The organism is Microcoleus sp. N9_A1 (assembly GCF_036701795.1).
GTDB lineage: Bacteria > Cyanobacteriota > Cyanobacteriia > Cyanobacteriales > Microcoleaceae > Microcoleus.
Window position 1 is genome coordinate 100,548 of record NZ_JAUBRI010000005.1, and the last position, 24,270, is coordinate 124,817.

Annotated in this window: 22 protein-coding genes; 15 read left to right on the forward strand and 7 right to left on the reverse strand. The window is 45.5% G+C overall.

Annotation, left to right across the window (positions count from 1 at the left end; genetic code table 11):
• Positions 1 to 461: 461 nt before the first annotated feature.
• Complete coding sequence (locus tag QUA58_RS03725; protein WP_333248502.1) at positions 462 to 2,150, forward strand: DNA repair helicase XPB; 1,689 nt, start codon at positions 462 to 464, stop codon at positions 2,148 to 2,150.
• Here QUA58_RS03725 and QUA58_RS03730 read toward each other — a convergent pair whose 3' ends face one another.
• Complete coding sequence (locus QUA58_RS03730) at positions 2,151 to 2,795, reverse strand: peptidase M15 (RefSeq protein WP_333393078.1); 645 nt, start codon at positions 2,793 to 2,795, stop codon at positions 2,151 to 2,153.
• A 175-nt stretch (positions 2,796 to 2,970) separates the two neighbouring features.
• Between QUA58_RS03730 and QUA58_RS03735 the strand changes: the two genes are divergently transcribed.
• Positions 2,971 to 3,129 carry a hypothetical protein gene (locus QUA58_RS03735; protein WP_333393079.1) on the forward strand — a complete coding sequence of 53 codons (159 nt, stop codon included), beginning with the start codon at positions 2,971 to 2,973 and terminating at the stop codon, positions 3,127 to 3,129.
• A 53-nt stretch (positions 3,130 to 3,182) separates the two neighbouring features.
• On the opposite strand, the gene QUA58_RS03740 is transcribed toward QUA58_RS03735, so the two are convergent.
• Positions 3,183 to 3,389, reverse strand: coding sequence for a hypothetical protein (locus QUA58_RS03740; RefSeq protein WP_006631417.1), 207 nt, complete (start codon positions 3,387 to 3,389; stop codon positions 3,183 to 3,185).
• Between the two features lie 92 nt (positions 3,390 to 3,481).
• Positions 3,482 to 3,772 carry a GIY-YIG nuclease family protein gene (locus QUA58_RS03745; RefSeq protein WP_333393120.1) on the reverse strand — a complete coding sequence of 97 codons (291 nt, stop codon included), beginning with the start codon at positions 3,770 to 3,772 and terminating at the stop codon, positions 3,482 to 3,484.
• 357 nt (positions 3,773 to 4,129) lie between these two features.
• Here QUA58_RS03745 and QUA58_RS03750 point away from each other — a divergent pair, with 357 nt between their 5' ends.
• The 7 genes from QUA58_RS03750 (at position 4,130) to QUA58_RS03780 (ending at position 14,523) form a co-directional block, all read left to right on the forward strand.
• A complete protein-coding gene (locus QUA58_RS03750; protein ID WP_333393081.1) occupies positions 4,130 to 6,253 on the forward strand; it encodes a serine/threonine protein kinase in 2,124 nt (707 codons plus the stop codon).
• A gap of 105 nt (positions 6,254 to 6,358) precedes the next feature.
• On the forward strand, positions 6,359 to 6,778 hold the full coding sequence (locus QUA58_RS03755; protein WP_333393082.1) for a DUF2281 domain-containing protein: 420 nt from the start codon (positions 6,359 to 6,361) through the stop codon (positions 6,776 to 6,778).
• A gap of 296 nt (positions 6,779 to 7,074) precedes the next feature.
• Positions 7,075 to 8,220: an iron-containing alcohol dehydrogenase family protein gene (locus tag QUA58_RS03760; protein WP_333393083.1), complete on the forward strand. Its 1,146-nt coding sequence runs from the start codon at positions 7,075 to 7,077 to the stop codon at positions 8,218 to 8,220.
• Positions 8,221 to 8,472: 252 nt separating this feature from the next.
• The gene (locus QUA58_RS03765) at positions 8,473 to 9,657 is read left to right on the forward strand and encodes an aspartate aminotransferase (protein WP_333393084.1); all 1,185 of its coding nucleotides are present in this window, start codon (positions 8,473 to 8,475) and stop codon (positions 9,655 to 9,657) included.
• A gap of 391 nt (positions 9,658 to 10,048) precedes the next feature.
• A complete protein-coding gene (locus QUA58_RS03770) occupies positions 10,049 to 12,556 on the forward strand; it encodes a dynamin family protein (RefSeq protein WP_333393085.1) in 2,508 nt (835 codons plus the stop codon).
• Between the two features lie 38 nt (positions 12,557 to 12,594).
• Complete coding sequence (locus QUA58_RS03775) at positions 12,595 to 13,227, forward strand: hypothetical protein (protein WP_333393086.1); 633 nt, start codon at positions 12,595 to 12,597, stop codon at positions 13,225 to 13,227.
• A 15-nt stretch (positions 13,228 to 13,242) separates the two neighbouring features.
• On the forward strand, positions 13,243 to 14,523 hold the full coding sequence (locus QUA58_RS03780; protein ID WP_333393087.1) for a hypothetical protein: 1,281 nt from the start codon (positions 13,243 to 13,245) through the stop codon (positions 14,521 to 14,523).
• Positions 14,524 to 14,666: 143 nt separating this feature from the next.
• Here QUA58_RS03780 and QUA58_RS03785 read toward each other — a convergent pair whose 3' ends face one another.
• Both QUA58_RS03785 and dapF read right to left on the reverse strand, forming a co-directional pair.
• Complete coding sequence (locus QUA58_RS03785; RefSeq protein ID WP_333393088.1) at positions 14,667 to 15,812, reverse strand: hypothetical protein; 1,146 nt, start codon at positions 15,810 to 15,812, stop codon at positions 14,667 to 14,669.
• Positions 15,813 to 15,905: 93 nt separating this feature from the next.
• On the reverse strand, positions 15,906 to 16,790 hold the full coding sequence (dapF, locus tag QUA58_RS03790; protein WP_333393089.1) for a diaminopimelate epimerase: 885 nt from the start codon (positions 16,788 to 16,790) through the stop codon (positions 15,906 to 15,908).
• Between the two features lie 313 nt (positions 16,791 to 17,103).
• On the opposite strand from dapF, the gene QUA58_RS03795 reads away from it, so the two are divergent.
• Positions 17,104 to 17,316, forward strand: coding sequence for an Hfq-related RNA-binding protein (locus QUA58_RS03795; RefSeq protein WP_333248478.1), 213 nt, complete (start codon positions 17,104 to 17,106; stop codon positions 17,314 to 17,316).
• Between the two features lie 181 nt (positions 17,317 to 17,497).
• Here the strand turns inward: QUA58_RS03795 and QUA58_RS03800 are convergent, their stop codons facing one another.
• Positions 17,498 to 19,813: a cation:proton antiporter domain-containing protein gene (locus tag QUA58_RS03800; protein ID WP_333248475.1), complete on the reverse strand. Its 2,316-nt coding sequence runs from the start codon at positions 19,811 to 19,813 to the stop codon at positions 17,498 to 17,500.
• Positions 19,814 to 20,009: 196 nt separating this feature from the next.
• On the opposite strand from QUA58_RS03800, the gene QUA58_RS03805 reads away from it, so the two are divergent.
• The 4 genes from QUA58_RS03805 to QUA58_RS03820 all read left to right on the forward strand — a co-directional run bounded on the left by QUA58_RS03805 (position 20,010) and on the right by QUA58_RS03820 (position 22,622).
• Complete coding sequence (locus tag QUA58_RS03805) at positions 20,010 to 20,174, forward strand: hypothetical protein (RefSeq protein WP_333309491.1); 165 nt, start codon at positions 20,010 to 20,012, stop codon at positions 20,172 to 20,174.
• A gap of 388 nt (positions 20,175 to 20,562) precedes the next feature.
• Positions 20,563 to 20,727 (forward strand): glutathione S-transferase family protein, encoded by a 165-nt coding sequence (locus QUA58_RS03810; protein WP_333248471.1) that lies wholly within the window; start codon positions 20,563 to 20,565, stop codon positions 20,725 to 20,727.
• Positions 20,728 to 20,763: 36 nt separating this feature from the next.
• Entirely contained in the window at positions 20,764 to 21,825 is a 1,062-nt protein-coding gene (locus tag QUA58_RS03815; RefSeq protein WP_333393090.1) for an NADH:flavin oxidoreductase/NADH oxidase, read from the forward strand.
• 59 nt (positions 21,826 to 21,884) lie between these two features.
• Positions 21,885 to 22,622 carry an SDR family oxidoreductase gene (locus QUA58_RS03820; RefSeq protein WP_333248467.1) on the forward strand — a complete coding sequence of 246 codons (738 nt, stop codon included), beginning with the start codon at positions 21,885 to 21,887 and terminating at the stop codon, positions 22,620 to 22,622.
• 312 nt (positions 22,623 to 22,934) lie between these two features.
• On the opposite strand, the gene QUA58_RS03825 is transcribed toward QUA58_RS03820, so the two are convergent.
• Positions 22,935 to 23,084: a hypothetical protein gene (locus tag QUA58_RS03825; protein WP_333248465.1), complete on the reverse strand. Its 150-nt coding sequence runs from the start codon at positions 23,082 to 23,084 to the stop codon at positions 22,935 to 22,937.
• Positions 23,085 to 23,124: 40 nt separating this feature from the next.
• Between QUA58_RS03825 and QUA58_RS03830 the strand changes: the two genes are divergently transcribed.
• Positions 23,125 to 24,030, forward strand: a complete 906-nt coding sequence (locus tag QUA58_RS03830) for a D-hexose-6-phosphate mutarotase (protein ID WP_333393091.1) — start codon at positions 23,125 to 23,127, stop codon at positions 24,028 to 24,030.
• Positions 24,031 to 24,270 lie beyond the last annotated feature (240 nt).

Sequence of the window (24,270 nt, forward strand, 5' to 3'; positions counted from 1 at the left end):
CTCAAAAAGGTGAGGTACGCGAAGGGCATAGGGCATGAGGCTCTCCTCATCTTTCTGAGAACTGCTATATTAGTGTCAACAATCGCCCGAAAACCTTTGTATCTTTTGTTTATAGCTGAGTCCAGATCCCCCTAAATCCCCCTTAAGAAGGGGGACTTTGAGAATAATCTTGTCCCCCCCTTGTTAAGTATTTGTAGGGTGCGTCGCGGGCGATAAATCCCTAAAAAGATCGACAATCTCGATCGCGACGCACCTTTCACATAAACTGGAGCAAATAAACCAAACATTTCTCTTCCTTCTTCCCTCTTCCCTCTTCCTTCCATCAACTATCAACTGTCAACTGTCAACTATCAACTATCAACTGCCAACTATCAACTATCAACTGCCAACTATCAACTGCCAACTGTCAACTGCCAACTGTCAACTGTCAACTGTCAACTGTCAACTGTCAACTGTCAATTATGAGTTATGTTGCTGAAAATGCTTTAATCGTACAAAGCGATCGCTCAATTTTACTAGAAGTTCACGCCCCAACAGCACAAAAGGCACGAGAAGCGATCGCACCCTTTGCCGAATTAATCAAAAGTCCCGAACACATCCACACCTATCGCATCACGCCTTTAAGCGTGTGGAATGCGCGGGCGGCGGGAATGTTAGTGGAATTGATGATCGCAGCTTTGCGAAAGTATGCCAAATATGACATTCCTGAGTCGGTAGCGCAGGAAATCCAACTGCTTGGTACACGCTACGGATTGACGGTAATTGAAAGGATTGATGCGGAAAATCCCGATTTACAACTGCGGATTGCCGATCGCCCGCTGACGGAGTTGCTAGTGCGCGACGAGCGCGTAAAACCGCTGTTAGGTAAGCGGATTTCGGATCTTTGCTTTCAAGTCGATGCGGGAAATCGCGGTGTACTCAAACAAGCTTTGCTAGCAGTGGGTTATCCGGCGGAAGATTTAGCTGGATATGTCGAAGGTGCCGAGTTAGCAATTGCATTGCGCGATCGCACTTTAGGAAGCGACTTACCCTTTAATTTGCGTGCCTATCAAAAAGAAGCAGTAGAAGCATTCTATCAGAGCGGAGAGGTTAGAGGTGGCAGCGGTACGATCGTCCTACCCTGCGGCGCTGGTAAGACGATTGTGGGGATGATTGCGATGAGTTTGGTGCAGCAAAAAACATTGATTCTCACCAGCAGTTTGACTTCGGTGCACCAGTGGCGCAGGGAAATATTAGACAAGACGAGTTTAACTGAAGATGCGATCGCCGAGTACAGCAGCAACAGCAAAAAAACGGCTTCTGTAACTCTCTCGACTTACCAAATGCTCAGTTATCGATCGACTAAAGATGATGAATTCCCGCATTTCGAGTTATTTAACGCGCAATCCTGGGGACTGATTATTTATGATGAAGTTCATCTATTACCTGCACCGATATTTAGGATTACTGCCGACTTACAAGCGCGACGCAGGTTAGGTTTGACGGCGACATTGATTCGCGAAGACGGGAAGGAAGGCGATGTTTTCACGCTAATTGGCCCCAAGCGCTATGACGTACCTTGGCGGGAATTGGAAGGACAGGGATTTATTGCTACAGCCAATTGTACCGAAATCCGCGTCGCTCAAAATGAGGCGGAAAAAATGGAATATGCCCTAGCGCCCCGCCGCAGCCAGTTTCGGATTGCTGCGGAAAATCCGGGTAAGTTGGATGTGGTGCAAAGTTTGTTGCAAAAGGAGGCGGGGCACCGTATTTTAATTATTGGTGAGTTTCTAGAACAGTTGGATGCGATCGCCCTAGTTACCCAATTACCGCTGATTACGGGGAAGACAAAACAGGTTGAGCGCGATCGGCTTTACGAAGCATTCCGTCACAAAGAGATTCCCGGATTAATTTTATCTCGCGTGGGCAACTTTGCAGTCGATTTACCCGATGCCGATGTGTTGATTCAAGTATCAGGAAAGTATGGTTCTCGCCAAGAAGAAGCGCAGCGCCTCGGACGAATTCTCCGCCCAAAATCCGATGGACATACTGCGAATTTTTATACATTAGTATCGCTACAAACTTGCGAGGAGGATTTTGCGCGACACCGCCAACTATTCCTCACCGAACAGGGCTACAGTTATACTATTGAGGTTCAAGGCGATGGTTAGTCAGCGATCGATAAACTCTTGGTAAAACTGCTCGTGCGAACCTGAGAAATTATCCATCCCTTCCTTTGTCAGATACCCGCTCTTCTTACCAGTGTGCGGGTTTTCTACGTAGCTATCAATTACTTTTGAAACATTAGGTTTCTCGCTCCACCTAATGTTGAACGCTGCATACTTTGGGAAAAAGGTCATTCCTGCATAAGCATCAATGTGGTCATGTATCCACCATGCCAATGCTGTCCAATCTTGAGTGCGTTCATAGTAAGGGATGAATGATGTAACAACAATACATACTGTTGCTCCCATATACCCCTCTGAATCTTTTACATCCCAGATATGTTCTGCATAGTTGTACTCATTACTGGCACAACTGTACTGATTTTTATTCTCTGCTCCTTTGGCGTTCACCGCACAAGAACGATAGGCTGAACGGATACTAATCCGACCAAGCGCATCTTGAATTGGTTCAAGCACCCTCTCACACAAATTCTTTCCGGCTGCGATCGCCAAGTTAGGATCGCTAGGAATGTTAGGGATACCTTCAATTTGAGAGATTTCTGAATAAAGAAACTCACGCATGAAAAAACTCTTAGAGAGTTTAACCCGTCCTAGGTCTTCCAAAGCTTTAACAGTTTGTGGCTTTCTCATAGATTGAACTCCAGCAATTAGAGGTGAATAGCTTAATGTTACAATACTGACAGATCATATCAATTCCGGTTGCACTCATACATGATATTAACTGTTAACTGTCAACTGTCAACTGTTAATTTACTATTCCGAGGCTAACGGATTTGATATAATTTAGAAGCATTGTTTCAGCTTCATGCTCGCGAATGTCGATCGTCAAGTGGTAATTGAAGAGGATAACTTCGAGGAAGGGCTAAGCCGATCGCTGATTGAGACTGGTATCAAAGCAGAGCATATTGTGACTAGCTCTTTTCCTGAGAATCGCGATCGACAAAGAACGCATCAAACAGTGTAAAGCCCCTCGATCGGAGCGATTGGCTGCGTATTTGCGATCGCCAGTTGACGCTGTTATTGTCCGCGTCCTGGTTTGCAATCTGCAAAACCTAATGCCTCTGTGTCAAGGAAACTAGCGATCGCCATCTCAATGACTGCTTCGATTGGGTATTCAATTTCAGCAGCACGAGCAATTAGGGCAGCACGAATTCGCTCAGGAAAACGTCCTAAAATAACTTCGGCATCAGCGAGGGAAAGTTGCTCTTGAAGTTTGGCTTGCATGGCTTTACATCTCAGTTGGAATTTGGACGTTGTAAGGGGGTTCAGCAGCTCTTAGAATGATGGCTTCTAGCTCCAATAGTAACGCAGGGTTCTCAAGCGTGAGAAATTGTCTGTACTGCAATCCGTATGTCTTCATCGCTATATTTATCGAGCCATGCCCACAAAAAAGCTTTGTGCCCACCACTGAAGCGACCTCGTAAGCTCTTGGTTTTACCGATGTAGAGCAATCCATCAGTTCTGTGCCTGATTGCATAAATGCCAGGACGCGCAGGAATGCTCTCAAACCCACGGGTCAAGGGTTGACATTGCTCAAAAGGAATGAAAGCAAGCGCGTCTAGAATTCTTCGTGCTTGGATTTGTAGGTCAGAATCATTCGTTGGCATGAAGGCAAGAAGGCTAATTGCACAGAAATCATAATCCCACAAATTCTGTTACAACCATCATAAACTAGGGATGGTTTCCTGCGCGATCGCACAGAGAAGGCGATCGAGCCCGAGCTGATTTGAGCCTTGGCCGTGCCTGTGTTTTTCTAGGATATGGGAAACGGGCGAGCGATCGAGTTTTACCTGCCGGTAAAAAATGTAACGTTATTTCCGTAAAAAACCTGGTTTCTGCGTCCAGGACTATCAATGATGAAATTAAATCTAAAAATCAACAAGTGCAGAATATCTGGCAGCTATCCGAATTATACCTCCTAACATCCTGCTACACTATTAATAACCGCATCCTCACCCACATTTATGTTCGCAAACGCAATCATCGACGCTATCGCTCCCTTAATCTTGGAAGTGCTGTCACCCATTGCCAGAAATATCGGCCACAAACTAGGAGAAACCCTCAGCAATAAATCTCAACAGTGGGTTGAATTTCTAATTCCCGATCCCAATCAGATATTCTCCGATTCAACTGAGATAGAGGAAGCAAAACAGCGTTATTCCCAGGAAATGATCGAATACGCGAAAGCGAAAGATGCCAGAGATAACGAATTGTTAAAGCTGAAAGTAGCACAAACGGCGCGTCGCCTTGAGTTGCAGGAACAGGAACAGCAAGATCGACTGAAGCTGGCAGCCTTGCAGCGGGATTTGATGCGGGAATTGCAAGCAAAAGATATTCAGGTCAAGCTGGCTGAAATTCAAACAATTTGGGATAAAGATACTTGGTTTTCTAAGTTAAATCGAGAGGAAACTAAGCAGATTTTACTTGAGCAGCAACATCGCCTCTTAATCTTACTGTCACCGCCAAAAATTAGCAAGCGATGCCCGGAAACCTTCTGTGAAGATTTGCCAATTGAGATGAGAAGTGTGGGAGATTTTCTCAGACAGCATTATCCTCAACAGGATGTCTTACGCCCAGTTAAGTTTTATAGCGACTATTTCAATGAGTCGATTGGTGATATTGATGTGGAACGCTTGCAGCGAATTTTATCTCCGGTTCCAACTACAATTTTATATAGCGATATCAGCGATTATGCCGTAACTTTTCGCGTCGGCTTTTGGGGATTCCTCAACAATCAGGAAGTATCCCTGTTTTCTACCAAAGTTTTTGACTGGGAAGAGGCAAAAGATGCACTTTTAGCATCTGGGGTAAGTGAGAAAAAAGCCCTCCGCATGATTCGGCAGTTGATTGTAGCGATTCACAAATTGCTGGCGGGATTTTTAGCGGATTTGTATTATCTCAATATTGACCCTGGCTATGAACCTCAGTTGTTTAATTTAAGGGATGAATTGGCTGAAGAGGGCTTGGCAGAAGAATGGGTGAAACCTTATTTTGATATTCTTCAGGATATTCAGCGGCGACAGCGAGAAATGTATGAACAGGAGTTGAAAAAGCTGATTGAGCAAGTAGAGACTGAACGTCAATCTCAAGAAGCTGCCAAAGCTGAAGCTCAACGCCAACACCAAATAGAAGAAGCTGCCAAAGCCGAAGCTCAACGCCAACAACAAATAGAAGAAAAAATCCTTAGAAAAGCTTACTCCTTCAAATGTGTAAAAACTCTTAATGGCGTAGCTATGTCATCTGTTGATTGCGTAATTATTAGTCCAGATGGCAAGACTTTTGCTAGTAACAGCAGTGGAAATTGCAGCAAACTTTGGAATCTCCATACAGGAGAGCTGATTCGTACTTTTTCTGGGGATTCAGGTGCGGTTTATTGCGTTGCCATTAGCCCTAATGGAAAAATTTTAGCTAGCGGAAGTTCTGACCAACAAATTAAGCTCTGGAATCTGGAAACTGGACAAGAGATTAGCACTCTCAAGGGTCACTCAGGTTTAATTCGGTCTCTTGCTTTTAGTCCAGACGGAGAAACTCTTGTTAGCGGCAGTGGTGACCATACTATCAGACTGTGGAATCTGAAAACCAAACAGGAAATCCGCACTCTCACTGGACATTCAAACCTGGTTATGTCTGTCGCTATCAGCCCGGATGGAGAAAATATTGCTAGTGGCAGTTGGGACAAAACTATCAAACTGTGGAGTCTGAAAACCAGACAGGAAATTTGCACTTTTACTGGGCATTCAGAGTCAGTTTATTCTGTCGCCTTCAGCCCGGATGGACAAATTCTTGCTAGTGGTAGCGGAGACAAGACTATCAGACTTTGGAATCTGAAGACCACACAGGAAATTTGCACTCTAACAGGGCATTCACACGGGGTTTTTTCCCTTGTCATCAGCCCGGAGGGACAAAATATTGCAAGTGGAAGTAATGACAATACTATCAAGCTTTGGAATCTGAAAACCGGACAGGAAAATCGCACTCTCACAGGGCATTCAAACAAGGTTAATTCGGTCAGTTTTAGCCCGGATGGAAACACTCTGGTTAGTGGCAGTAATGGTGGGAGTATCAAGATTTGGCGGTGTGATGGGTGAAGTAACAGGGAAAGATGAAAATTATGGCGCGATTTGCAAATATGGAACTACAAAATTTGACTTCGTAATAAATCAACCGATAAACGCTTAGGGAAAGTAATTGAAATGTCAGAAACAATTAATTTTGAGCAAGCAGTGTTAGAGAATCTGCGACAGTTGCCAAGGGAGAAACAACAAGAAGTGCTCGACTTTGCACAATTCCTCGTGCAAAAAGCGGAACAGAAAAAGCAGTTATCTAGCGAAAGTTCTGAGTCTAACAGTTCGTCAACAACCGCACCTACTCTCAAGCTATCACTTAGACAAATTGCTAGCCTGCCAATAGCAGAACGCCATAAAATACTAGCACCATTTATACCTGCTACAGCCGAAGATTTTTTGACATATCCTGAATTAACCGAGTTTTCGGTACTCGATGGCGAGGAGTATTTAATTGAGAAATGTTACACTCGCAGCCACGACGCTTTTTTGAAAGGCTACGCACCCGAAGACGAAGGACTTTATGATGACTACAGTACGTTTGTCTAGATTAGATTGTCTGGAAAAGTTTTTGTTGCTAGCGAAAATCGGGCAAATTTCTCAACCAGATGCAGCAGCAGTGAAACAAGTCTAGGATTTGTACGTTAAGCCTCAATTTTAATGATAATTCGATCGCCCTCAACTCCCCAACTCCCCTCCAACTCCCCCAGCCCATCCCCCAACAGCCCAACAATACTTAATAAAAACTTTATAAAACTTACCATTTCCGCATAGATTAGAGTTATCCTAGAAAATCCAGCAATCCTGCAAAGCGTCAACCTTCTCGTCACTTATCCAGTGGTTCGATGACTCAAACCCAAAGCACTAAAACCGCCACCCCAACTGCAATTTATTCCTTGACAATTGCTCCCGCCTGTGTATTGCGGGGTCGATCGGCGATCGCCCAAGCCGGAGATGCGATCGCCCGTTTCGGAAAGCGGCCGCTAATCGTCGGCGGCAGCAACTCCCTCGCCGCCGCCAAACCCTACCTGCAACCAATCCTCGAACAGCAGCAGTTACAATCCGCCGAAACACAATACGGCAACGATTGCAGCGAAACCAGCCTCGAAACCCTCCGCGCAGCAGCCGCCAGCCATGAAGCCGATTTCATCATCGGAGTTGGTGGTGGCAAAGCCTTAGACGCAGCCAAACTCGTCGCCTATCAGTGCAAAATCCCGATCGTCACCATACCCACATCAGCAGCCACCTGTGCCGCTTGGACAGCCCTTTCTAACATTTATTCAGAACAAGGCGCGTTCCAATACGATGTCACATTAGCCAGATGTCCCGACTTATTAATCCTCGATTACAGCTTAATTCAAACGGCACCTGAACGAACATTAGTAGCAGGAATTGGAGATGCGATCGCCAAATGGTACGAAGCATCAGTCAGCAGCGGACACTCCGAACAGACAATGATCATTGCCGCCGTCCAACAAGCTAGAATCCTGCGAGATATTTTATTTCAAAAATCAGCCACCGCCCTCAAAGAACCCGGTAGCGAAACCTGGCAAGAAGTCACAGACGCAGCCGTGTTGCTAGCAGGAGTAATTGGCGGCATCGGCGGAGCCCAATGTCGCACCGTCGCCGCCCACGCCGTCCACAACGGCCTAACTCATCTATTAGCAAGTCACGGCACATTGCACGGCGAAAAAGTCGCCTACGGCATTTTAGTACAACTGCGACTAGAAGAAATGCTGCAAAACAATCAACTTGCCGCTAGCGCCAGACAGCAACTGCTAAAATTCTACGCCGAGATTGGATTGCCCCAAACTTTAGACAATCTAGGACTCGGAGACGTTAGTCTCACACAATTGCAGCAGGCCGCCGACATAGCCTGCAATCCCGACTCTGACATCCACAGACTGCCGTTTAAAGTCGTACCCGAACAATTAATGGCGGCGATGGTTTCTACTACCGCACCTGTGGGAGAATTGAAAATCAAGCATTAAAACCTTTTGTAGTAAGGACTTTAGTCCTGAAAAAACCGTGCTGGAAAGCAATACAGTTCCGTTAAGTCCGATCTCCCCTAACCCCCCTTCTTAAGGGGGCGACAAGAAAGCTTTCAAAGTCCCCCGACTATCCGGGGGATTTAGGGAGATATTCGGGGAATAAACATTGTTAACTTAACTAAACCGTATTGTGATAGAAAGGACTGAAATCCTGACTACAAACCAGGAAAACTGACAACTGACAAAAAACAAATGACTTTGGATTGGATTAGCCCTGCTGACAGGTTGCAAACACTACCGCCCTACGTATTTGCCCGTCTCGACGAACTCAAAGCCCGCGCCCGCGAACAAGGACTAGATTTAATAGACTTAGGAATGGGAAACCCCGACGGTGCCACTCCTCAACCAGTAGTAGAAGCCGCTGTCGCAGCCATCCAAAATCCTGCAAATCACGGCTATCCACCCTTTGAAGGGACTGCCAATTTCCGTCGCACAATTACCAAATGGTACAGCCGTCGCTACAATGTTGAACTCGATCCAGAAAGCGAAGCATTGCCTTTGTTGGGTTCCAAAGAAGGTTTAGCACATTTTGCGATCGCCTACATCAATCCCGGCGATTTAGTATTAGTACCGAGTCCCGCTTATCCCGTATTATTTCGCGGCCCGATTATCGCCGGTGCAAAAGTTCACAACATTATCCTCAAGCCAGAAAACGACTGGGTAATTGACTTAGCCGACATTCCCGACAGCGTAGCCGAACAAGCCAAAATCCTCTATTTCAATTATCCCAGCAATCCGACCGGAGCAACAGCACCCCGCGAATTTTATAAAGATATTGTTGCTTTCGCGCACAAACATCAAATCTTGCTGGTTCACGATTTGTGCTATGCGGAATTAGCCTTTGACGGCTATCAACCGACCAGTTTATTAGAAATTCCCGGCGGTAAAGAAATCGGTGTTGAATTTCACACCATGTCCAAAACTTACAATATGGCCGGCTGGCGAGTCGGTTTTGTAGTAGGAAACAGCAAAATAATTCAAGGTTTGCGAACCTTAAAAACTAACCTAGATTACGGTATATTTTCCGCCTTGCAAACAGCAGCAGAAACAGCGCTGCAATTGCCCGACAGTTACTTGCACGAAGTACAGGAACGCTACCGCACTCGCCGCGATTTTATGGTTGAAGGATTAGCAGAATTGGGGTGGAATATTCCTAAACCTCTGGCGGCGATGTATCTCTGGGTTCCTTGCACTCCGGGGATGAGTTCTACCGATTTTGCCCTGAATGTTTTGCAGCAAACTGGTGTTGTGGTGACTCCTGGCAATGCTTTTGGGCCGGGCGGCGAAGGCTATGTGAGAATTAGTTTAATTGCAGATTGCGATCGACTGGGAGAAGCATTGCGACGCTTGAAACAAGCAAACATTCGCTATCAATAGTCATGGGTTATTGGTAATTGGCGATCGGCCGCTCACTCTGCATCAACTCATTATTATGTTGAGGGTGACACCCATTACCCCCTAAACATAATAATGAGATTAACAAGCTCAGGCGCATATAAATTGTACAGTCAAGTTTGATGAAATTATTGTGGGGTGTCCCGCCCGCCCGAAAAATACAACGCAAGGTGCGGGACAGCTTAGTGCGTAGGGTGCGGCGAAGCAGAATAAACCTGTTAAAATCGAAATAATCTCCGAGGCACTCTACAAGTTGATTTAAGAGTCACTCTTTATTTTGTGGCAAGGTTTAAAACATCCGTGGATATACGAGGTGCGATGCTGTGTCTCCTTAGTTATACTTAACAAAGATCATTAAGAAAGCATTTTTGCTATGCCCGTAATTGAATCTAAGTTAAACAACACCCGCAACCTTTTACAAGAATTAGGCAACTCAGTCTCTAGCTTAGTCAACTCCTCCCCGGATGTTTTTGCTGATTCGGGGATTCAATCTTGCCTACAGGATTTTTTAACTGTTTATCAAGAAGCCGTCCAACGCCTAGAAAATCCTAGTTTTCGGATTGCTACTCTTGGCACAACTTCCTCTGGAAAGTCAACGATTGTTAACGCGCTGATTGGTCGGAAAATCGCACCGATTGAAGCTGGAGAAATGAGTGGGGGTGTATTAACCATCAAACATTCTCAAGAACCGAGATTAATGATTGCGGAAACGGAAGATGCTGCTTGGGATGCTGGTGAATGGACGGGATTAAGCGATGAGGATTTATACCAGCGAATTAGCACCGTGATGCACTCCTATCACGCGGCGCGGAAAAAGCGTGAGTATGTTGCGCCACAAATAACCGCTCATGTTCCTCTTTTACCTGCTTGTGATGCTTCTTTACTGGGCTTACCCAACGGAATCGGAGTTGAATTGATTGATTTACCGGGATTGAAATCAGTTCAAGACCGGACTAACTTAGCAACTATCCAAAAGCAAGTTAATAAAGCTTTTAGTTTAGTGGCTTTAGACTATATGCAGGTAGATGATGACCACAGAAAACGCCTATTGGAAGAATTAAAGACAGTTGTCGGATATCTACAAGGTCGCACAGATTCGATTATTTTTATCTTAAATCGGGTCGATAACCTAGGAACCGATGATTTACCCCTATCAGAGCGGATTGATAAGTTAAGAGAAGAAATTAAAGAGGTCTTATCGCTTCCAGAACTTCCTGATGTTCTGCCTTTTAATGCTCGTCTTTTATATTATGCTCAGTGTGCTTGGGGTTCAGGAGCTTTTAACGAACCGTCAGTGATGAGTCAGGAGATACGGTTAAAACTCCTTAAAGCTATGTTTCAAGACTGTGCGGGAGTTATTAGATTAAATACTAAGGAGAACCGCAATTTAAAGAAGTGGTTTGGCGATATTGATGAGCGGGTAGAAGACAATGAGGCTATTGATGATGAAACCATGCGGCAAATTCTCCACTATTCTTTAGAATGGAGTGGAGGTAGAGAACTTTGGGATCGTTTCCGTATGCGGGTTCAAGAATCATTTGCTGAACTGGTAATACTTCCTGCATTGTTGGAAGTATTCGCCAATTATAATGCTTTAGCAGAATCTCTAAAAATTCTGATTCAAACCAGAAAAATTTACAATCAAGATCAAGTTCAAAAAGAAAGAGATAACATTGCTAAAATTCGTCAAGAATTACATATAAGTATAAAAACAACCGGCGAACAATTTAATGGAGAAATTAAGGAATTAATCGAAAATTTGAAGAAAAACCACCCTACGACTAATGATCAACTTGTACAAGATGCTGTAAAAAAAGGGCGTAAGGGATTTCAGCAGATTTATGATGCTGTTCGAGAAGTAGAAGGAGATTTAATGAAAGTTTTAATTGTTCCTGTTCTTGATGCTTTTAAAAATAATCAAGGAGCTTTTGAACTCAGAGATAAACTAGGAGAAGTGACATCCCCCCCATTAGCTGATGATATTTCTAAAGCCTATGATAATGTTAGTCGAAGACTCACTAAATTTTCTTCAGAGTCAGAATACTTACTTAAGCGTATACTGGCTGATGATGATAAGGGGAAAAAAGAACTTGAACATGATGAACGCTATGTTCGCTTGCTATATCACACGATGAGAGAAGCTTTATCTGCAAGGGCAGAGTTTGTTCTACAATTAAAAGCAAAACAGTTTGATCAAGCTTTAGAATCATTAGTTGATGAACAAGTTAAGAAACTAAAACTTTTTCTGACCGAGGGCAATTTTTCTTCGCTTAATCTTGAAAAAGCAGCCATCAGTAATTTACGCAAAAAGTTAGCTCAAAACTTGCCAACTTTACCAGAAAAATTTTTTGAGTTTTCAGATAATAATATCAAGCAAAACCGTTCTAAAAAAACCGAAGTAGTTGGACAAAAAACAGAAGACGAAACACGCACCAAAACAGAACAGGAGAAGTATGAAGAATCTTATCAGGAAGGGTCTTGCTTGAAAACAACAAAAACGAGAACAAAAACACGACCTGTAACTCGTACTTACCAAGAAGCAGTAACTCGTGATATTACCCAAGATGTTGAATACATCGAACTTTTCCTTCCGTCTCCAGGCTTAATGGCAAAACAATGGTCAAGTGGAATTGAGGAAGGGAAAGGGAGTTTGTGGGATATTTTGCGTGAGTGGATTCTCCAACGGTTAGATTATGTTAGTGATATCTTTAAAGAATCCGTTGATGAGATTACCAATCTAGCTGAACGTGCTTTGCAGCAACAATCAAGTATTATTGAGGGCAATTTTGAGCAAGAAAAACAGTTTTGGCGTGAGTTTGAAGTTAAAAAAGATCATGCAACAGCAGATTGTGAAAAGTTACAAGAGATTTTTCGTCAGTGAAGCAAGTTTTAAACCTAATGAAATTCAGGAGTTGAAAAATGGAATCTAGGGATATGGAGAGTTTCGCAAAAGTAGTAGTAGGAGCAGTAGTAGGAGGAGCAGTAGGAGGAGCAGTAGGAGGAGCAGTAGGAGCAACACTCGGAGCAACACTCGGAGCAACACTCGGAGGAGCAGCACTTTTTCCCAAGAAACAAGAAGAACTACAATCACAACAGCCAACTTCTAGAGAATATTTGAATCATCAATCTACGCCAGTTGAAACTCCTCTAGTTCAGGAAAATGCTAAAGAATCTTCAATTTTAGTTTTAGTCGTTTCTGCCTCGCACGCAGACTTTCTTAAATCGCTCAAAGACAAAAAGCATATTGATGTTAGTGAGGGAGAACAACTTTACCAAATTACGAGATATTTATGGCTAGGATCTGAAACTGAACTTTCTCAGAAAAGACCTGATATCAATGAGTATTCAGTCGCCAAAGGAGCAGAATCAGAATATAACATTTACTTGGTTGAGATTAAACTCCACCAAGATGACGGTGGATTTAAGCCTAATGTCAATCAACTCGATAGATATGATGCTTTCCGTAAATTAGCTGATTTAGAAGTTGATGTTAAACTTTCTGAGAGATTGCAAATAGAAGCCTACGAAAACCTTGAAGTTTATAATCGCTAAACAGGAGAAAGTAAAATGCTGATTGATGCCACTCTTTTAGTTAAAAATCCAGAAATTATCAAGGGTTTACTTGATGGTTCCATGCAACGCTATGGAAGCGTTATTAGATGGGCTGCGGGAACTGTAAAGGCTGGTCAAATTGTCCGCCATTTAGCCGAAACTCCCGGACTGACTAGCAAACTGATGACTGTTCCCTTTTCCCCCATCTTGGGAGGAATTGATATTATTGGTCATGGGCTTACCTATCATAAATTAATAGGTGTTGATCATAAATTAATCGGTATTGATAGTAAATTAATCCGCTTTGAAAAAACCTTATCCTCAGTGATGGGGCTAAGTCAAATTGCTGCCGGCGCAAGTGTTTTAAACCTTGGTATCAGTATTGCTGGCTTTGCCTATATGGGCTCTAAACTGCACCAAGTACAAAAAACTTTAGGTCACATTCAACAGTCAATGGAAGAAGGCTTTAACCGGATTGATAATCGCTTAGATATTATCTCTGAACAATTGGCATATCTGTATTTATTGGTAGAAGACAGCCGCCAAAAGCAAAAAAGCCTTGCTAAAGCTATTTCCCATCTTCATCAAGCCATGCTAATTAAAGAAATTGCAGCTTTAAAAGCTGAACTTGACGTTCGCTCTCGTTTTCCTGATGAATCACCGATATCTGCCATTAAAACAGCTTCTAGTGTGGGATTATTTCTCAGTAATCAAGCGATGCAAGCTACCCCAGAATTAGATGCTGAAATTATGCTTAATGCTGATGTTTCTATTCAAGGTTGGGCTGTAGCCATAGCAACAGAAGCCAATCTTCTCTTAGAAATAGGGAAACATCAAGAAGCTAAAGAATTACTGGCGTTACAAATCCCCCAATTTAAACAAGTCGCCGAAAGATGGGGTAAGGCACTAATAAATGATGAAAACCCTTATCTATCTACTGCTTATCGCTTTACTAATTCTCGGTTTAAGAACCATATTACCTCAGAACGAGTAGAACGAATTACGGAAATATCACCAAGTGATCGCACTTTATCTCCTGACCAAATCCGAGGCAAAAAAAATTATGTTGATGTAGAGTTTGAAATGTCCTATAATTCTGCTAAATTTGATCAAACATGGACACATCGCCAAATTGCTGTAGCTGAATATTTGGATGGGTTGAGTGAACTTTCAGCAAGATTAGAAGGTTTAGAATCGTTTGCAAATCTGTGCGAAAGTAAAGGTGTTAAAAGCAGCCGTGAAATTCTTCCTGGGGCAGACACTGAACCGGGCATATACATACTACCCAGCACATAGGGTAGGGTACGTCATATCAAATCCCGTAGCCTCGGAATTAATATTACCCACAGTCAGGACACGGCAATGCCGTTTCCCTACAATTAATGGCGGTAGGGAAACGGCACTGCCGTGTCCTCCGTTTCGATCATCTCTGAGTGTAACTATAAGGTTTTAATTTGCTCAATCACCCAGTCAAAAGTTTCGATAACTTGCTTGAGGGCAGCTTCATCCTGCAAAGTAAACAAAGCCAGACTCGGCGACCTTCTTTCCCCAGGTTCCGTAGGTAACGACAGACCGATCGAACTCAGCTTACTTCTCAATTCCAGCCAATTTTGTTCCACATTAAACGGTGGCCTGGAACCGTAATTATCAGCAGAAATCTCCATTCTGCCAGCAATATCTACAGTGAATAACTGATAGGGTTTTCTTCCCTTTTGAGGCAATTGGGCGGCAAAACCGCCGTAGGCGTCCCCCGTTCCCCACTGGATTTGAACTTCGGGTTCTTGACTTTTCGCCCAAAGGTAAATTTCTCTTGCCATTTGCGCCTCGTCCGCGCCCCGTCTAGCCTTGATTTCCGCAAAAAATGACGATTCATCCCAGCGCCTTCTTTCGCGCGTTGCGCTGGATTTTTTCTGCTGTGCTTCGGCTGTCTGGCCGATGACTCTGGGAACCAATGTTTTCAAACCGTCTTCACTTACATACTGCTTAATTTCCAGTGCAAAAACTTCAACCGGGTCCATTTGTTCGTTGAGAAATTCCACAACTCGGCGCATTTCAGCGGAAATCTCGTCAGCGACAAACACTAAGCGAATTTTACCCGCTTGCAAATTAGTTTTAACCTTCTGCCAAAACCTATCTTCATTAGCATCCGCGCCCAGAAACTCTTCAAAAATCTGTTCGGGATCGCGGCCCCGATCGCGACAATTAGCTTCAAACAGAGCAATAATTGAATCGACTGGCCAGTGAACTACCGCATTCGCAGCATAGTCGATCGACTGACCCAAAACTTTTTGCCGCAGTTCGGCATTAGGAGTGCGCCTGACATCCACCAAAGTAGGAACTGCATTTTGGTCGAGAAATAAATGATCCAGCGACCACTGGACGGCTGTTTCCTCATCGGTGGGCGCTGCTGCTTCCCGCGAAATTAACAGCCACCTGCGCGCCGTCGCCCGATCGATTTGGTCTCCGGCGATCAAGTTAGGATAAGTTACTAGCAAGTCTTGTAACTGGTCTTCCGAGTCGTAGGGCTGTTCCATCATTTCAACCAGCCTGTCGTCGTCCTGAATCAGATAAATACCTCCAGCCATGCAAGTCCACCTACTCAATTTGAGATTTTCATTGTTTGAACAGTTAACTGTTAACTGTTAACTGTTCGCTGTTGACTGTTGACTGTTAACACACTAATTAGCAATAAAGCCAGTAAATACTTGCTGTGCCGGCCCGGTCATGTAAATCCGCCCAGAAACTTCTGCCCATTCGATTTCCAAAACGCCACCGGGGAGCTCAACAGCAGTTGCCCGATCGCACTTAGCGACCAACACTCCAGCTACCACAGCAGCACAAGCACCAGTCCCACAAGCTAGAGTAACACCTGCGCCTCTTTCCCACACCCGCATTTTTACGTAGTCCGATCGTATTACTTGAATGAATTCGGTATTTGTGCGCTGCGGGAAGGCTGGGTGGTGCTCGAACACAGGCCCGACAGTTTCTAAAGCAACAGCAGCAACATCGTCTACAAAAGTAATGCAGTGAGGATTACCCATGCTGACACAGGTAACAGACCAAGATTTACCGTCTACTTCGATCGGCACATCAATAGCTTTAGCATCCGGTGCGGCCAAAGTTGTCGGAATTTCCGCAGCCAGCAGCCGGGGAACTCCCATATCCACCTTAACTTGACCGTCCGATCGCAATTCGGTGATAATAACGCCCGCACCGGTGTGAATCCGGTACTCACTCTTAGATTCACTCCCCCCCTTAGCAAGGGGGGGTTGGGGGGGGTGAACTTCTTTCGATTCCAAATCGGCGATAAACTTAGCCAAACAGCGAATCCCGTTGCCGCACATTTCCGGTTCCGAACCGTCGGAATTAAAAATCCGCATCGTATAGTCAGTGCCATTTTGACCCGGAAGAGCAAAAATCACGCCGTCTGCGCCAATGCCAAAATGTCGATCGCACATTTCGACAGCTTGTTCTGGTGTTATCACCGGTTCCGAGGAGTGGCGGTTGTCAATCAGAATAAAATCATTGCCCAGTCCGTGATACTTCGCAAACTCGATCGGCATAAAAAACAAACCTCTTTTGGTTAAAACTGATTAGATAATTTGATTACCAAATTACCCATTTCCCAGTATTATAAAACTTTATGCAATTTATAGTCCTTTCTAGTCAAATATAAACAAATATAATTTTTATAACTCTACAGGGATATCTAATTAATGCTGATGTCAATGGCTCAATGAATATCAGTCGAAAAGTAACCGCCAACTGGTTTCTCTCTCATCGGGTACAGGCACTTGTAATTGCGGCAGTAAGGGTTAAACGGTATAAACAGAAGAATATGGTTTAAGGTAATATTTGACTATATTTTTCTGAACTATGTCTGAATTTGAAACCGGATTGCCCAGCATTCGCTTAATACAAAGCTACATCAAAGACAAACAACAGGTGGAGATCAAACTCCTGACCGGCGACTTAATAGCTGGCAGAATTTTTTGGCAGGATAATAGCTGCATTTGCCTCCTCGATCCCTCAGAAACACAAATTCTGATCTCGCGACCAGCAATTGCTTATCTCAAACCCAACGGCTGAGAGTGGGGAATGGTGAATGGGGCAGTTGACTGTTGACTGTTCGCTGTTGACTGTTCGCTGTTGACTGTTGACTGTTCGCTGGAAAGCTCACCACAGTCAACTGCCAACTGACAACTGCCAATTGCCAATTGGCAACTGCCAACTGCCAACTGACAACCGCCAACTGCCAACTGCCCGCTGACTAATCGCTAAACAGCTTTTCGATGACTTGGGCCTTGACCAAAGGCAGCTTTAAAGCAGGTTGCGGCACCGGCGGTGAGGCCGTCCGCTGCATCAAGCCGAGCTCGTAGAAGCCGCCGCACAGCAGCAAACGATCGCCTTCTTGCAAATTGCTAGTTCCGTCCGGCCAGCGAGTAAATTTCCCTTCCCGGCGGATCGCCCGCACCTGCACGCCGTACTGGGCGAGTACATCTACCTCTGACAGTTTTTTGCCCGCCCAAGGGCTGTTTGCTGGCAGCCTCAGCCACTGGCAAGAACTGTCGCCCTGCGGCACTGCAACTTCCCCCTTCGCCAGCAACTCAAAACTGATGAGTTCTTCCGGTTCTCCCACTACAAAAAGCCGATCGCCCGGCTGCAAAGCTGTCTTCCCGTTAGGATAATCAATTTCCTCGCCATTCTCGCGGACGATCGCCATCACGCTGACCCCTGTCAACTGTCGCAAGTTAGTTTCTTCCAGAGTCATGCTGGTGATGGGAGAACCCTGCGGCAAACTGTACCACTCGCTGTTCATATCTCGAACCGCCACTTTCAAATCCCGCGAAATCGCCAAAGGTTCGCGCGGTGGCCGCAATTCCAGATAGCGGCTGCTGCGAATTTGCTGCACTTCCCGCCCGATCGCCATTGCCGAGATCCCAATACTAGCCAGCAAGTGGGAAGACAGTTCTAAACTGGCCTCAAACTCCGGCTGCACTACTTCCCAGGCACCCAGTTGGTAAAGCAGTTCGATGTCTTTATCTTGGTTTGCCCGCACCACAATATCCAAATCCGGGACTAATTCTAAAGCCCGCTTCAGACACAAGCGAGTGCTCATGGGATCGGGAAGGGCGATCGCCATGGCTTTTGCCCGTTCCACCCGCGCAGCTTCCAATACGTGCAAGCTGGCAGCATTCCCGTAAATGTAAGGAATTCCTTGCATTCTGCACTCTTGAATTCTACTTTCTGACTCGTCGATCACCACAACTGAACAGTTGCGACTTTGCAGCATTTTGACTAAAATTCTGCCGACTCGCCCGTAGCCACAAACCACAACATAATTTTGTTCCGGCAAAGTTTCAGCTATTGCCACAGGTTGAGATGTTTCGTCAAAATAGCGCTGCAAAGGCCCGAAATTTTCCGCCCATTTCAATAACTGCGGCACGCTTCTCAATACAAACGGAGTTAGCACGAGGGTGACTGCTGTCGTTCCTAAAATTAACAGGTAAACGTCCCGCGAAACCAGCCCCATCATTTGACCGGCACTAGCGAGTACAAAGGAGAATTCTCCGATTTGAGCTAAGCCCAAACCTACGATCAATGCTGTTTTTAGTGGATAACCAAATAGCCTAACGAGTGGCGCGATGATCAAGAATTTGCCGACAAATACTATAAATACCAGTCCCAGAATTACTTCTAGATGGCTCCAGAGAAACATCGGGTCGATTAACATACCGATGGTGACAAAAAATAAGGATGCAAAAATATCTCGCAAAGGCTCAACGTAAGTTAGAGTTTGGTCGGCATATTCCACCTCCGAAATCATTAAACCCGCCACAAATGCGCCCATCTCGATCGAGAAACCCAAATATTCTGTCAGCAGCGCAATACCTAAAGCCAGAACCACAACTCCCAGCAAAAATAGTTCGCGGCTTTCTGTTTTCGCGAGATAGCGCAGCAACTGCGGGACAATCCAAATGCCTGCAATTACAGCACCTGCAGCAAATAAGCCGATCCGCAGCAGAGCCCAAGCTACCGTCATGCCGATCGCTTCTGCTGGCTGATTGAGTGCCGGCAAAACTGCTAGCATTAGCCCCAAGGCCAAATCTTGAACTACTAATATTCCCAGCATGACTTGACCGTGGGAAGTACCGCTTTCGTTGCGTTCCATCAAGCACTTGAGTACAACTGCTGTAGAGGAAAGCGACAGAATCGACCCTAAAAACACGCCTTGGGCGGGCGATTCTACCCAACCTACAGCCAAGGAAATTGCAGTAGTAATGGCGATCGTCAGCACAATTTGCAAGCCCCCCCCGCCCAAACTAATGGCTTTTACTTTCTGGAGTTCGGCGAAAGAAAATTCCACTCCCAAGGCAAATAACAGAAAAGCAACCCCGAATTCAGCCAGGGTGTCTACCTGAATTAATTCTTTAATCAGCCCCAAACCGGCCGGCCCAACTACGATCCCTCCCAGGAGATACCCGAGAATTACCGGCTGTCGCAATAGCGATGCAAAGAGTCCTCCTGCAGCGGCAGCAGCGAGAACTAGAACTAAGTCAACGATCAGTCGGAAGTCTTCTTGCACAACTTTATGAAAAAAGTATAAAGTTATATTATAGTATCTAATGTGTTGACTATGTTTAGTGGGTTGACTGTAGTTGGTGAGCCAGGGCAACTGCAACTATATAACCCGGTATTTTTTGAGGCTAAAGAGTTTCACTCCTCACAAAAAGCTTAACCTCTTGCAAGTTGATCGACGCATTGGGGCTTTATTGGGGGTAATGTTTCACCTCAACCTGATGAGGGCGGACAGATTAAATCAAGTTACTTTTTTTAATCAATTTGAGGCTGGGTGGAGTTATGTTGATTACTTTTTTGTAGTGAGCGGTTTGATCATGGTGTACGTTCACAGATTGGCGATCGTTCAGTTGACAGTTGACAGTTGACAGTTGACCGCAAGATAGCGACCTCTACCTGGAAGGAAGAGGATTGGAGTAATGAATAGTCTTCTTTTAATTTCTCCCGCTTATGGGTTCCGGCTTTAAACCATTTTTTTTGGTAAAAATAATTAGTTAAAATCGTTTTTAGTCAAGCCATACTTGCGGATTTACCCGATATACTGGATAATTACTCTGACACTTTGGTGTTTTTTTCTAGTAATTCCCGGTTTTGCTAACACTAAAGATTTAGGTTTTAGACAAGTAATTGTGTCGTTGCTCTTGATACCTCAAAATGACCAGTCCATTAGGGATGTAGGTTGGACAAAGCTGCCGTCGCACCTGTAAAGACGGCGCTAAAGTAGGGAGTCCCTAACTTTATTTAGGCAGTCCGTATTTGCTCGGTCACGAACTGAGCGTTGCCGATTTCTACCTAATTCCAGTCTTCACCTACCTCTCGCAGACCCCAGAGTACGAAGCAACGATCGCGCAAAGTTCTTCGCTGCAGACTTGGTGGAATGAAGTCAGTCAACTTCCCAGTGTCAAGAAAGTCTGTACTTGACATCTGTGCATTTATATAACTCACGGGTTTACAACCATGTCGCATTTATTTGAGCCATTGGATCAACGTGGCGTTAGCTTCCGAAATCGCATTGCAGTTTCTCCCATGTGTCAATATTCAAGCGTGGATGGATTCGCGAATGATTGGCATTTGGTTCATCTTGTCAGTCGAGCGGTAGGAGGGGCAGGGCTGGTGATGACGGAAGCAGCGGCAGTCGAGCCTGAAGGACGAATTACGCCACAAGATTTGGGAATCTGGCAAGATGCTCACATTGAAATGTTGGCGCGAATCGTCGAGTTAATTCACCGCAACGGTGCGGTTGCTGGAATTCAACTGGCTCATGCAGGTCGAAAAGCCAGTACAGCGCCTCCGTGGGATGGCGGCGATGTGCTTTCAGAATCTCAAGGAGGATGGACTTCGATCGCCCCTAGCGCCATTCCTTTTGAACCCAATAGCCCCGCCCCGACCGCTCTGAGTATCGAAGACATTCAGAAGCAGACGACACTCTTTGTCAGCGCAGCCCAACGCGCCCTCGCAGCCGGATTTGACGTAATCGAGATTCATGCGGCTCATGGCTATCTACTGCATGAATTTATGTCTCCCTTGAGCAATCAACGGACTGATGACTATGGTGGCAGTTTTGAGCATCGCATCCGGTTTTTATGTGAAGTTGTACAAGCGGTGCGAAATGTTTTGCCCGATCGAACACCGCTTTGGGTTCGCATCTCTGCAACCGATTGGCTTCCAAATGGTTGGGACATTGAACAAAGTATTGCACTCAGCGATAAATTAAAGTCACTGGGCGTTGATTTAATCGATTGTTCCTCAGGCGCAATTGTACCGGGTGAAAAAATTCCGACGGGTGCAGGTTATCAAACTATTTTTGCCGATCGCATTCGACGCGAAGCGAACATCGCCACCGGAGCCGTTGGTATGATTACTGCAGCCGCGCAGGCCGACCACATCATCCGTACAGGTCAAGCAGATATGGTATTACTTGCCAGAGAAATGCTGCGCGATCCTTATTGGCCGATGCGGGCTGCGAAGCAACTACGTCAATCAGTGCCTGCTCCAATTCAATACGATCGCGCTTGGTAATTAAGCGGATTTGCGATCGGTTTTAGGTGAGCCGATTTAATCAACAAACAGGAGTGAATATGTCTGAGATTCAAAACAAGGTTGTCATCATTACAGGAGCAAGTAGCGGTTTAGGTGAAGCCACCGCTCATCGTTTAGCCGCCAGCGGAGCCAAACTGATGCTTGCTGCCCGCCGCGAAGATAGGCTCAAAGACTTGGTGGCTTCGATCAAAAAAACAGGTGGCACCGTTGCCTATCGAGTCACCGATGTTGCCGATCGCGCTCAGGTGCAAGCATTGGCGGACGCAACGCTGGAAACCTATGGACGGATTGATGTGCTGGTCAACAATGCGGGTTTAATGCCCCTGTCTCCCCTCGACCAGATTAAGGTCGATGAGTGGGATCAAATGATTGATGTCAACATTAAAGGCGTGCTTTACGGCATCGCTGCGGTGCTGCCGACTATGCGCCAACAGAAGTCCGGCCATGTAATCAACTTGTCGTCCGTTGCAGGACACAAAGTATTTCCGGCGGCGGCAGTTTACTGTGCTACCAAGTATGCCGTGCGAGCGATTTCCGAAGGGCTGCGGCTGGAGTCAAACGGTGAAATTCGTTCTACCAACATTTCCCCCGGTGCAGTTGCCACTGAGTTAACCAGTACCATCACTCATGGTGAGACGGCATCAGGGATAAATCAGTTGTATTCAGTCGCCATTGATGCTGATGCGATCGCCCGGGCGATTGCCTATGCCATTGAGCAGCCCGGTGATGTGGATGTCAACGAAATGATCATCCGCCCGACTCGTCAGGAGTTGTGAAGTGGCGCGCCTCAGAGTCGATCGATTCTCAATTGAATACGGCTCAAAGGCTGAACTGTTCCTGGATCGTCCATAGCTTGATTCACTAACGCCGAACCGGAAGCGATCGCACTGGACTTACCGGGTTTCGGCGAAACTCCGTCGCTAACAAGTGAAGTTTCGATCCCAACGCTAGCCGATGCAGTCAGTCGGACAGCGCAAACAGCCGTGTTTGCGGCGCATCCCTGGCAATTGTCGCCGGATAATCACCCTCGAAAAGATGCGGGGTTTTGCGGCTGCGCCGTCTTTTGATCAACTGCTGCATTAGCTTGCTTACCCAGATATCAGCAAGGTGCGTCGGTGGGTTCGATCGCACATCCCCTCGCGATCGGTTGGCACTCCAATTCGTTTCTCTGAGGGCATCGTTGTGTCGATCGCACCCTCCCAGGTCAAACTCAACAATCTAATCAATCTCGCAACCATAATATCGGATAATTGTAAAGCAATTCACCAAGCTAACAGCATGAGTATTGACCAATTAAACACAGACTACGGCATTGCCGGCCACCTCACCTTCGCCACGGGAAACGGTGGTTTCCCGATGATTCACATCGACAACGGTCAAGCCAAAGCCTTAATTTCTGTGTATTCCGGTCAAGTGCTCTCCTTTCAACCAGCCACCGAAACCACAGACTTGATGTTCGTCAGCGACAAAGCCTACTACGCCGAAGGGAAAGCCATCAAAGGCGGTATACCCATCTGTTGGCCCTGGTTTGGCCCAGATCCCGAAGCCTTGGGGCGTCCGAGTCATGGGTTTGTGCGGAATCGCCTCTGGAATGTGCTGGAAACCGCCACAACCCCAGACGGCGCAACCAAAGTCACTCTAGGACTCAAGGATACCGATGAAACTAGAGCAATTTGGCCGCAAGCCTTTGAATTGGCGATCGCAATTACGATCGGCACCAGCCTCACTGTAGAATTAATCACCCGCAATAAGGGCGACAAAGCATTTCCCCTCACCCAAGCTTTCCACACCTATTTCCAAGTCGGCGATATCAACCGGGTGCAGGTTTTGGGTTTAGAAAATAGCCAGTATCTTGATAAAGCTGATGGTGGTGTCGAAAAAACTCAAGTGGGTGCAGTAGCAATTACAGGTGAAGTCGATCGCATTTATCTTGATGTCACCAAGGAATTAGTCATTGACGATAGCGCCCTCAATCGTCAGATTCGCATTAAATCATCGGGTAGTAAATCCGTCGTAGTATGGAATCCCTGGGTGACAATTTCTGCAAGTATGGCCGACCTTGATGATGCAGATTATCAGCGTTTACTCTGCGTAGAAACTACCAATGCAGCTACAGATATTGTGGAAGTTCCCGCTCATGGTGAGTTCCGCTTGCAGGCCATTTACAGCGTTGAACGCGACTAAGGAATTAGAGCTTAAGCTTAGCGGTGATGGGGTCAAAAGTCTCAGTAAGCGGGTCAACATTTCAATTGGATATTTTGGGCGTTGCTCAAATCCCACCCACAAGACGGGGATTGTTTCTTTAAATACAACTTAAATGCCGCTTAGCTGATTGAATTGAAAAACTCTGTCACCGTAATGACTAATAATACCAAATCCTAGATTTCTCCCGTCTTTATTTCTTAGTCCGTGAAAGAATTTCGG

What these genes read in the sequence shown, in the direction of transcription:
- QUA58_RS03750 (WP_333393081.1), top strand. Translation starts at nt 4,130, where the DNA reads ATGTTCGCAAACGCAATCATCGACGCTATCGCTCCCTTAATCTTGGAA.
- QUA58_RS03830 (WP_333393091.1), top strand. Translation starts at nt 23,125, where the DNA reads ATGAGTATTGACCAATTAAACACAGACTACGGCATTGCCGGCCACCTC.
- QUA58_RS03770 (WP_333393085.1), top strand. Translation starts at nt 10,049, where the DNA reads ATGCCCGTAATTGAATCTAAGTTAAACAACACCCGCAACCTTTTACAA.
- QUA58_RS03775 (WP_333393086.1), top strand. Translation starts at nt 12,595, where the DNA reads ATGGAATCTAGGGATATGGAGAGTTTCGCAAAAGTAGTAGTAGGAGCA.
- QUA58_RS03730 (WP_333393078.1), bottom strand. Translation starts at nt 2,795, where the DNA reads ATGAGAAAGCCACAAACTGTTAAAGCTTTGGAAGACCTAGGACGGGTT.
- QUA58_RS03805 (WP_333309491.1), top strand. Translation starts at nt 20,010, where the DNA reads ATGTTTCACCTCAACCTGATGAGGGCGGACAGATTAAATCAAGTTACT.
- QUA58_RS03825 (WP_333248465.1), bottom strand. Translation starts at nt 23,084, where the DNA reads ATGGTTGCGAGATTGATTAGATTGTTGAGTTTGACCTGGGAGGGTGCG.
- QUA58_RS03820 (WP_333248467.1), top strand. Translation starts at nt 21,885, where the DNA reads ATGTCTGAGATTCAAAACAAGGTTGTCATCATTACAGGAGCAAGTAGC.
- QUA58_RS03760 (WP_333393083.1), top strand. Translation starts at nt 7,075, where the DNA reads ATGACTCAAACCCAAAGCACTAAAACCGCCACCCCAACTGCAATTTAT.
- QUA58_RS03815 (WP_333393090.1), top strand. Translation starts at nt 20,764, where the DNA reads ATGTCGCATTTATTTGAGCCATTGGATCAACGTGGCGTTAGCTTCCGA.
- QUA58_RS03755 (WP_333393082.1), top strand. Translation starts at nt 6,359, where the DNA reads ATGTCAGAAACAATTAATTTTGAGCAAGCAGTGTTAGAGAATCTGCGA.
- QUA58_RS03765 (WP_333393084.1), top strand. Translation starts at nt 8,473, where the DNA reads ATGACTTTGGATTGGATTAGCCCTGCTGACAGGTTGCAAACACTACCG.
- QUA58_RS03740 (WP_006631417.1), bottom strand. Translation starts at nt 3,389, where the DNA reads ATGCAAGCCAAACTTCAAGAGCAACTTTCCCTCGCTGATGCCGAAGTT.
- QUA58_RS03785 (WP_333393088.1), bottom strand. Translation starts at nt 15,812, where the DNA reads ATGGCTGGAGGTATTTATCTGATTCAGGACGACGACAGGCTGGTTGAA.
- QUA58_RS03795 (WP_333248478.1), top strand. Translation starts at nt 17,104, where the DNA reads ATGTCTGAATTTGAAACCGGATTGCCCAGCATTCGCTTAATACAAAGC.
- QUA58_RS03725 (WP_333248502.1), top strand. Translation starts at nt 462, where the DNA reads ATGAGTTATGTTGCTGAAAATGCTTTAATCGTACAAAGCGATCGCTCA.
- QUA58_RS03780 (WP_333393087.1), top strand. Translation starts at nt 13,243, where the DNA reads ATGCTGATTGATGCCACTCTTTTAGTTAAAAATCCAGAAATTATCAAG.
- QUA58_RS03745 (WP_333393120.1), bottom strand. Translation starts at nt 3,772, where the DNA reads ATGCCAACGAATGATTCTGACCTACAAATCCAAGCACGAAGAATTCTA.
- dapF (WP_333393089.1), bottom strand. Translation starts at nt 16,790, where the DNA reads ATGCCGATCGAGTTTGCGAAGTATCACGGACTGGGCAATGATTTTATT.
- QUA58_RS03735 (WP_333393079.1), top strand. Translation starts at nt 2,971, where the DNA reads ATGCTCGCGAATGTCGATCGTCAAGTGGTAATTGAAGAGGATAACTTC.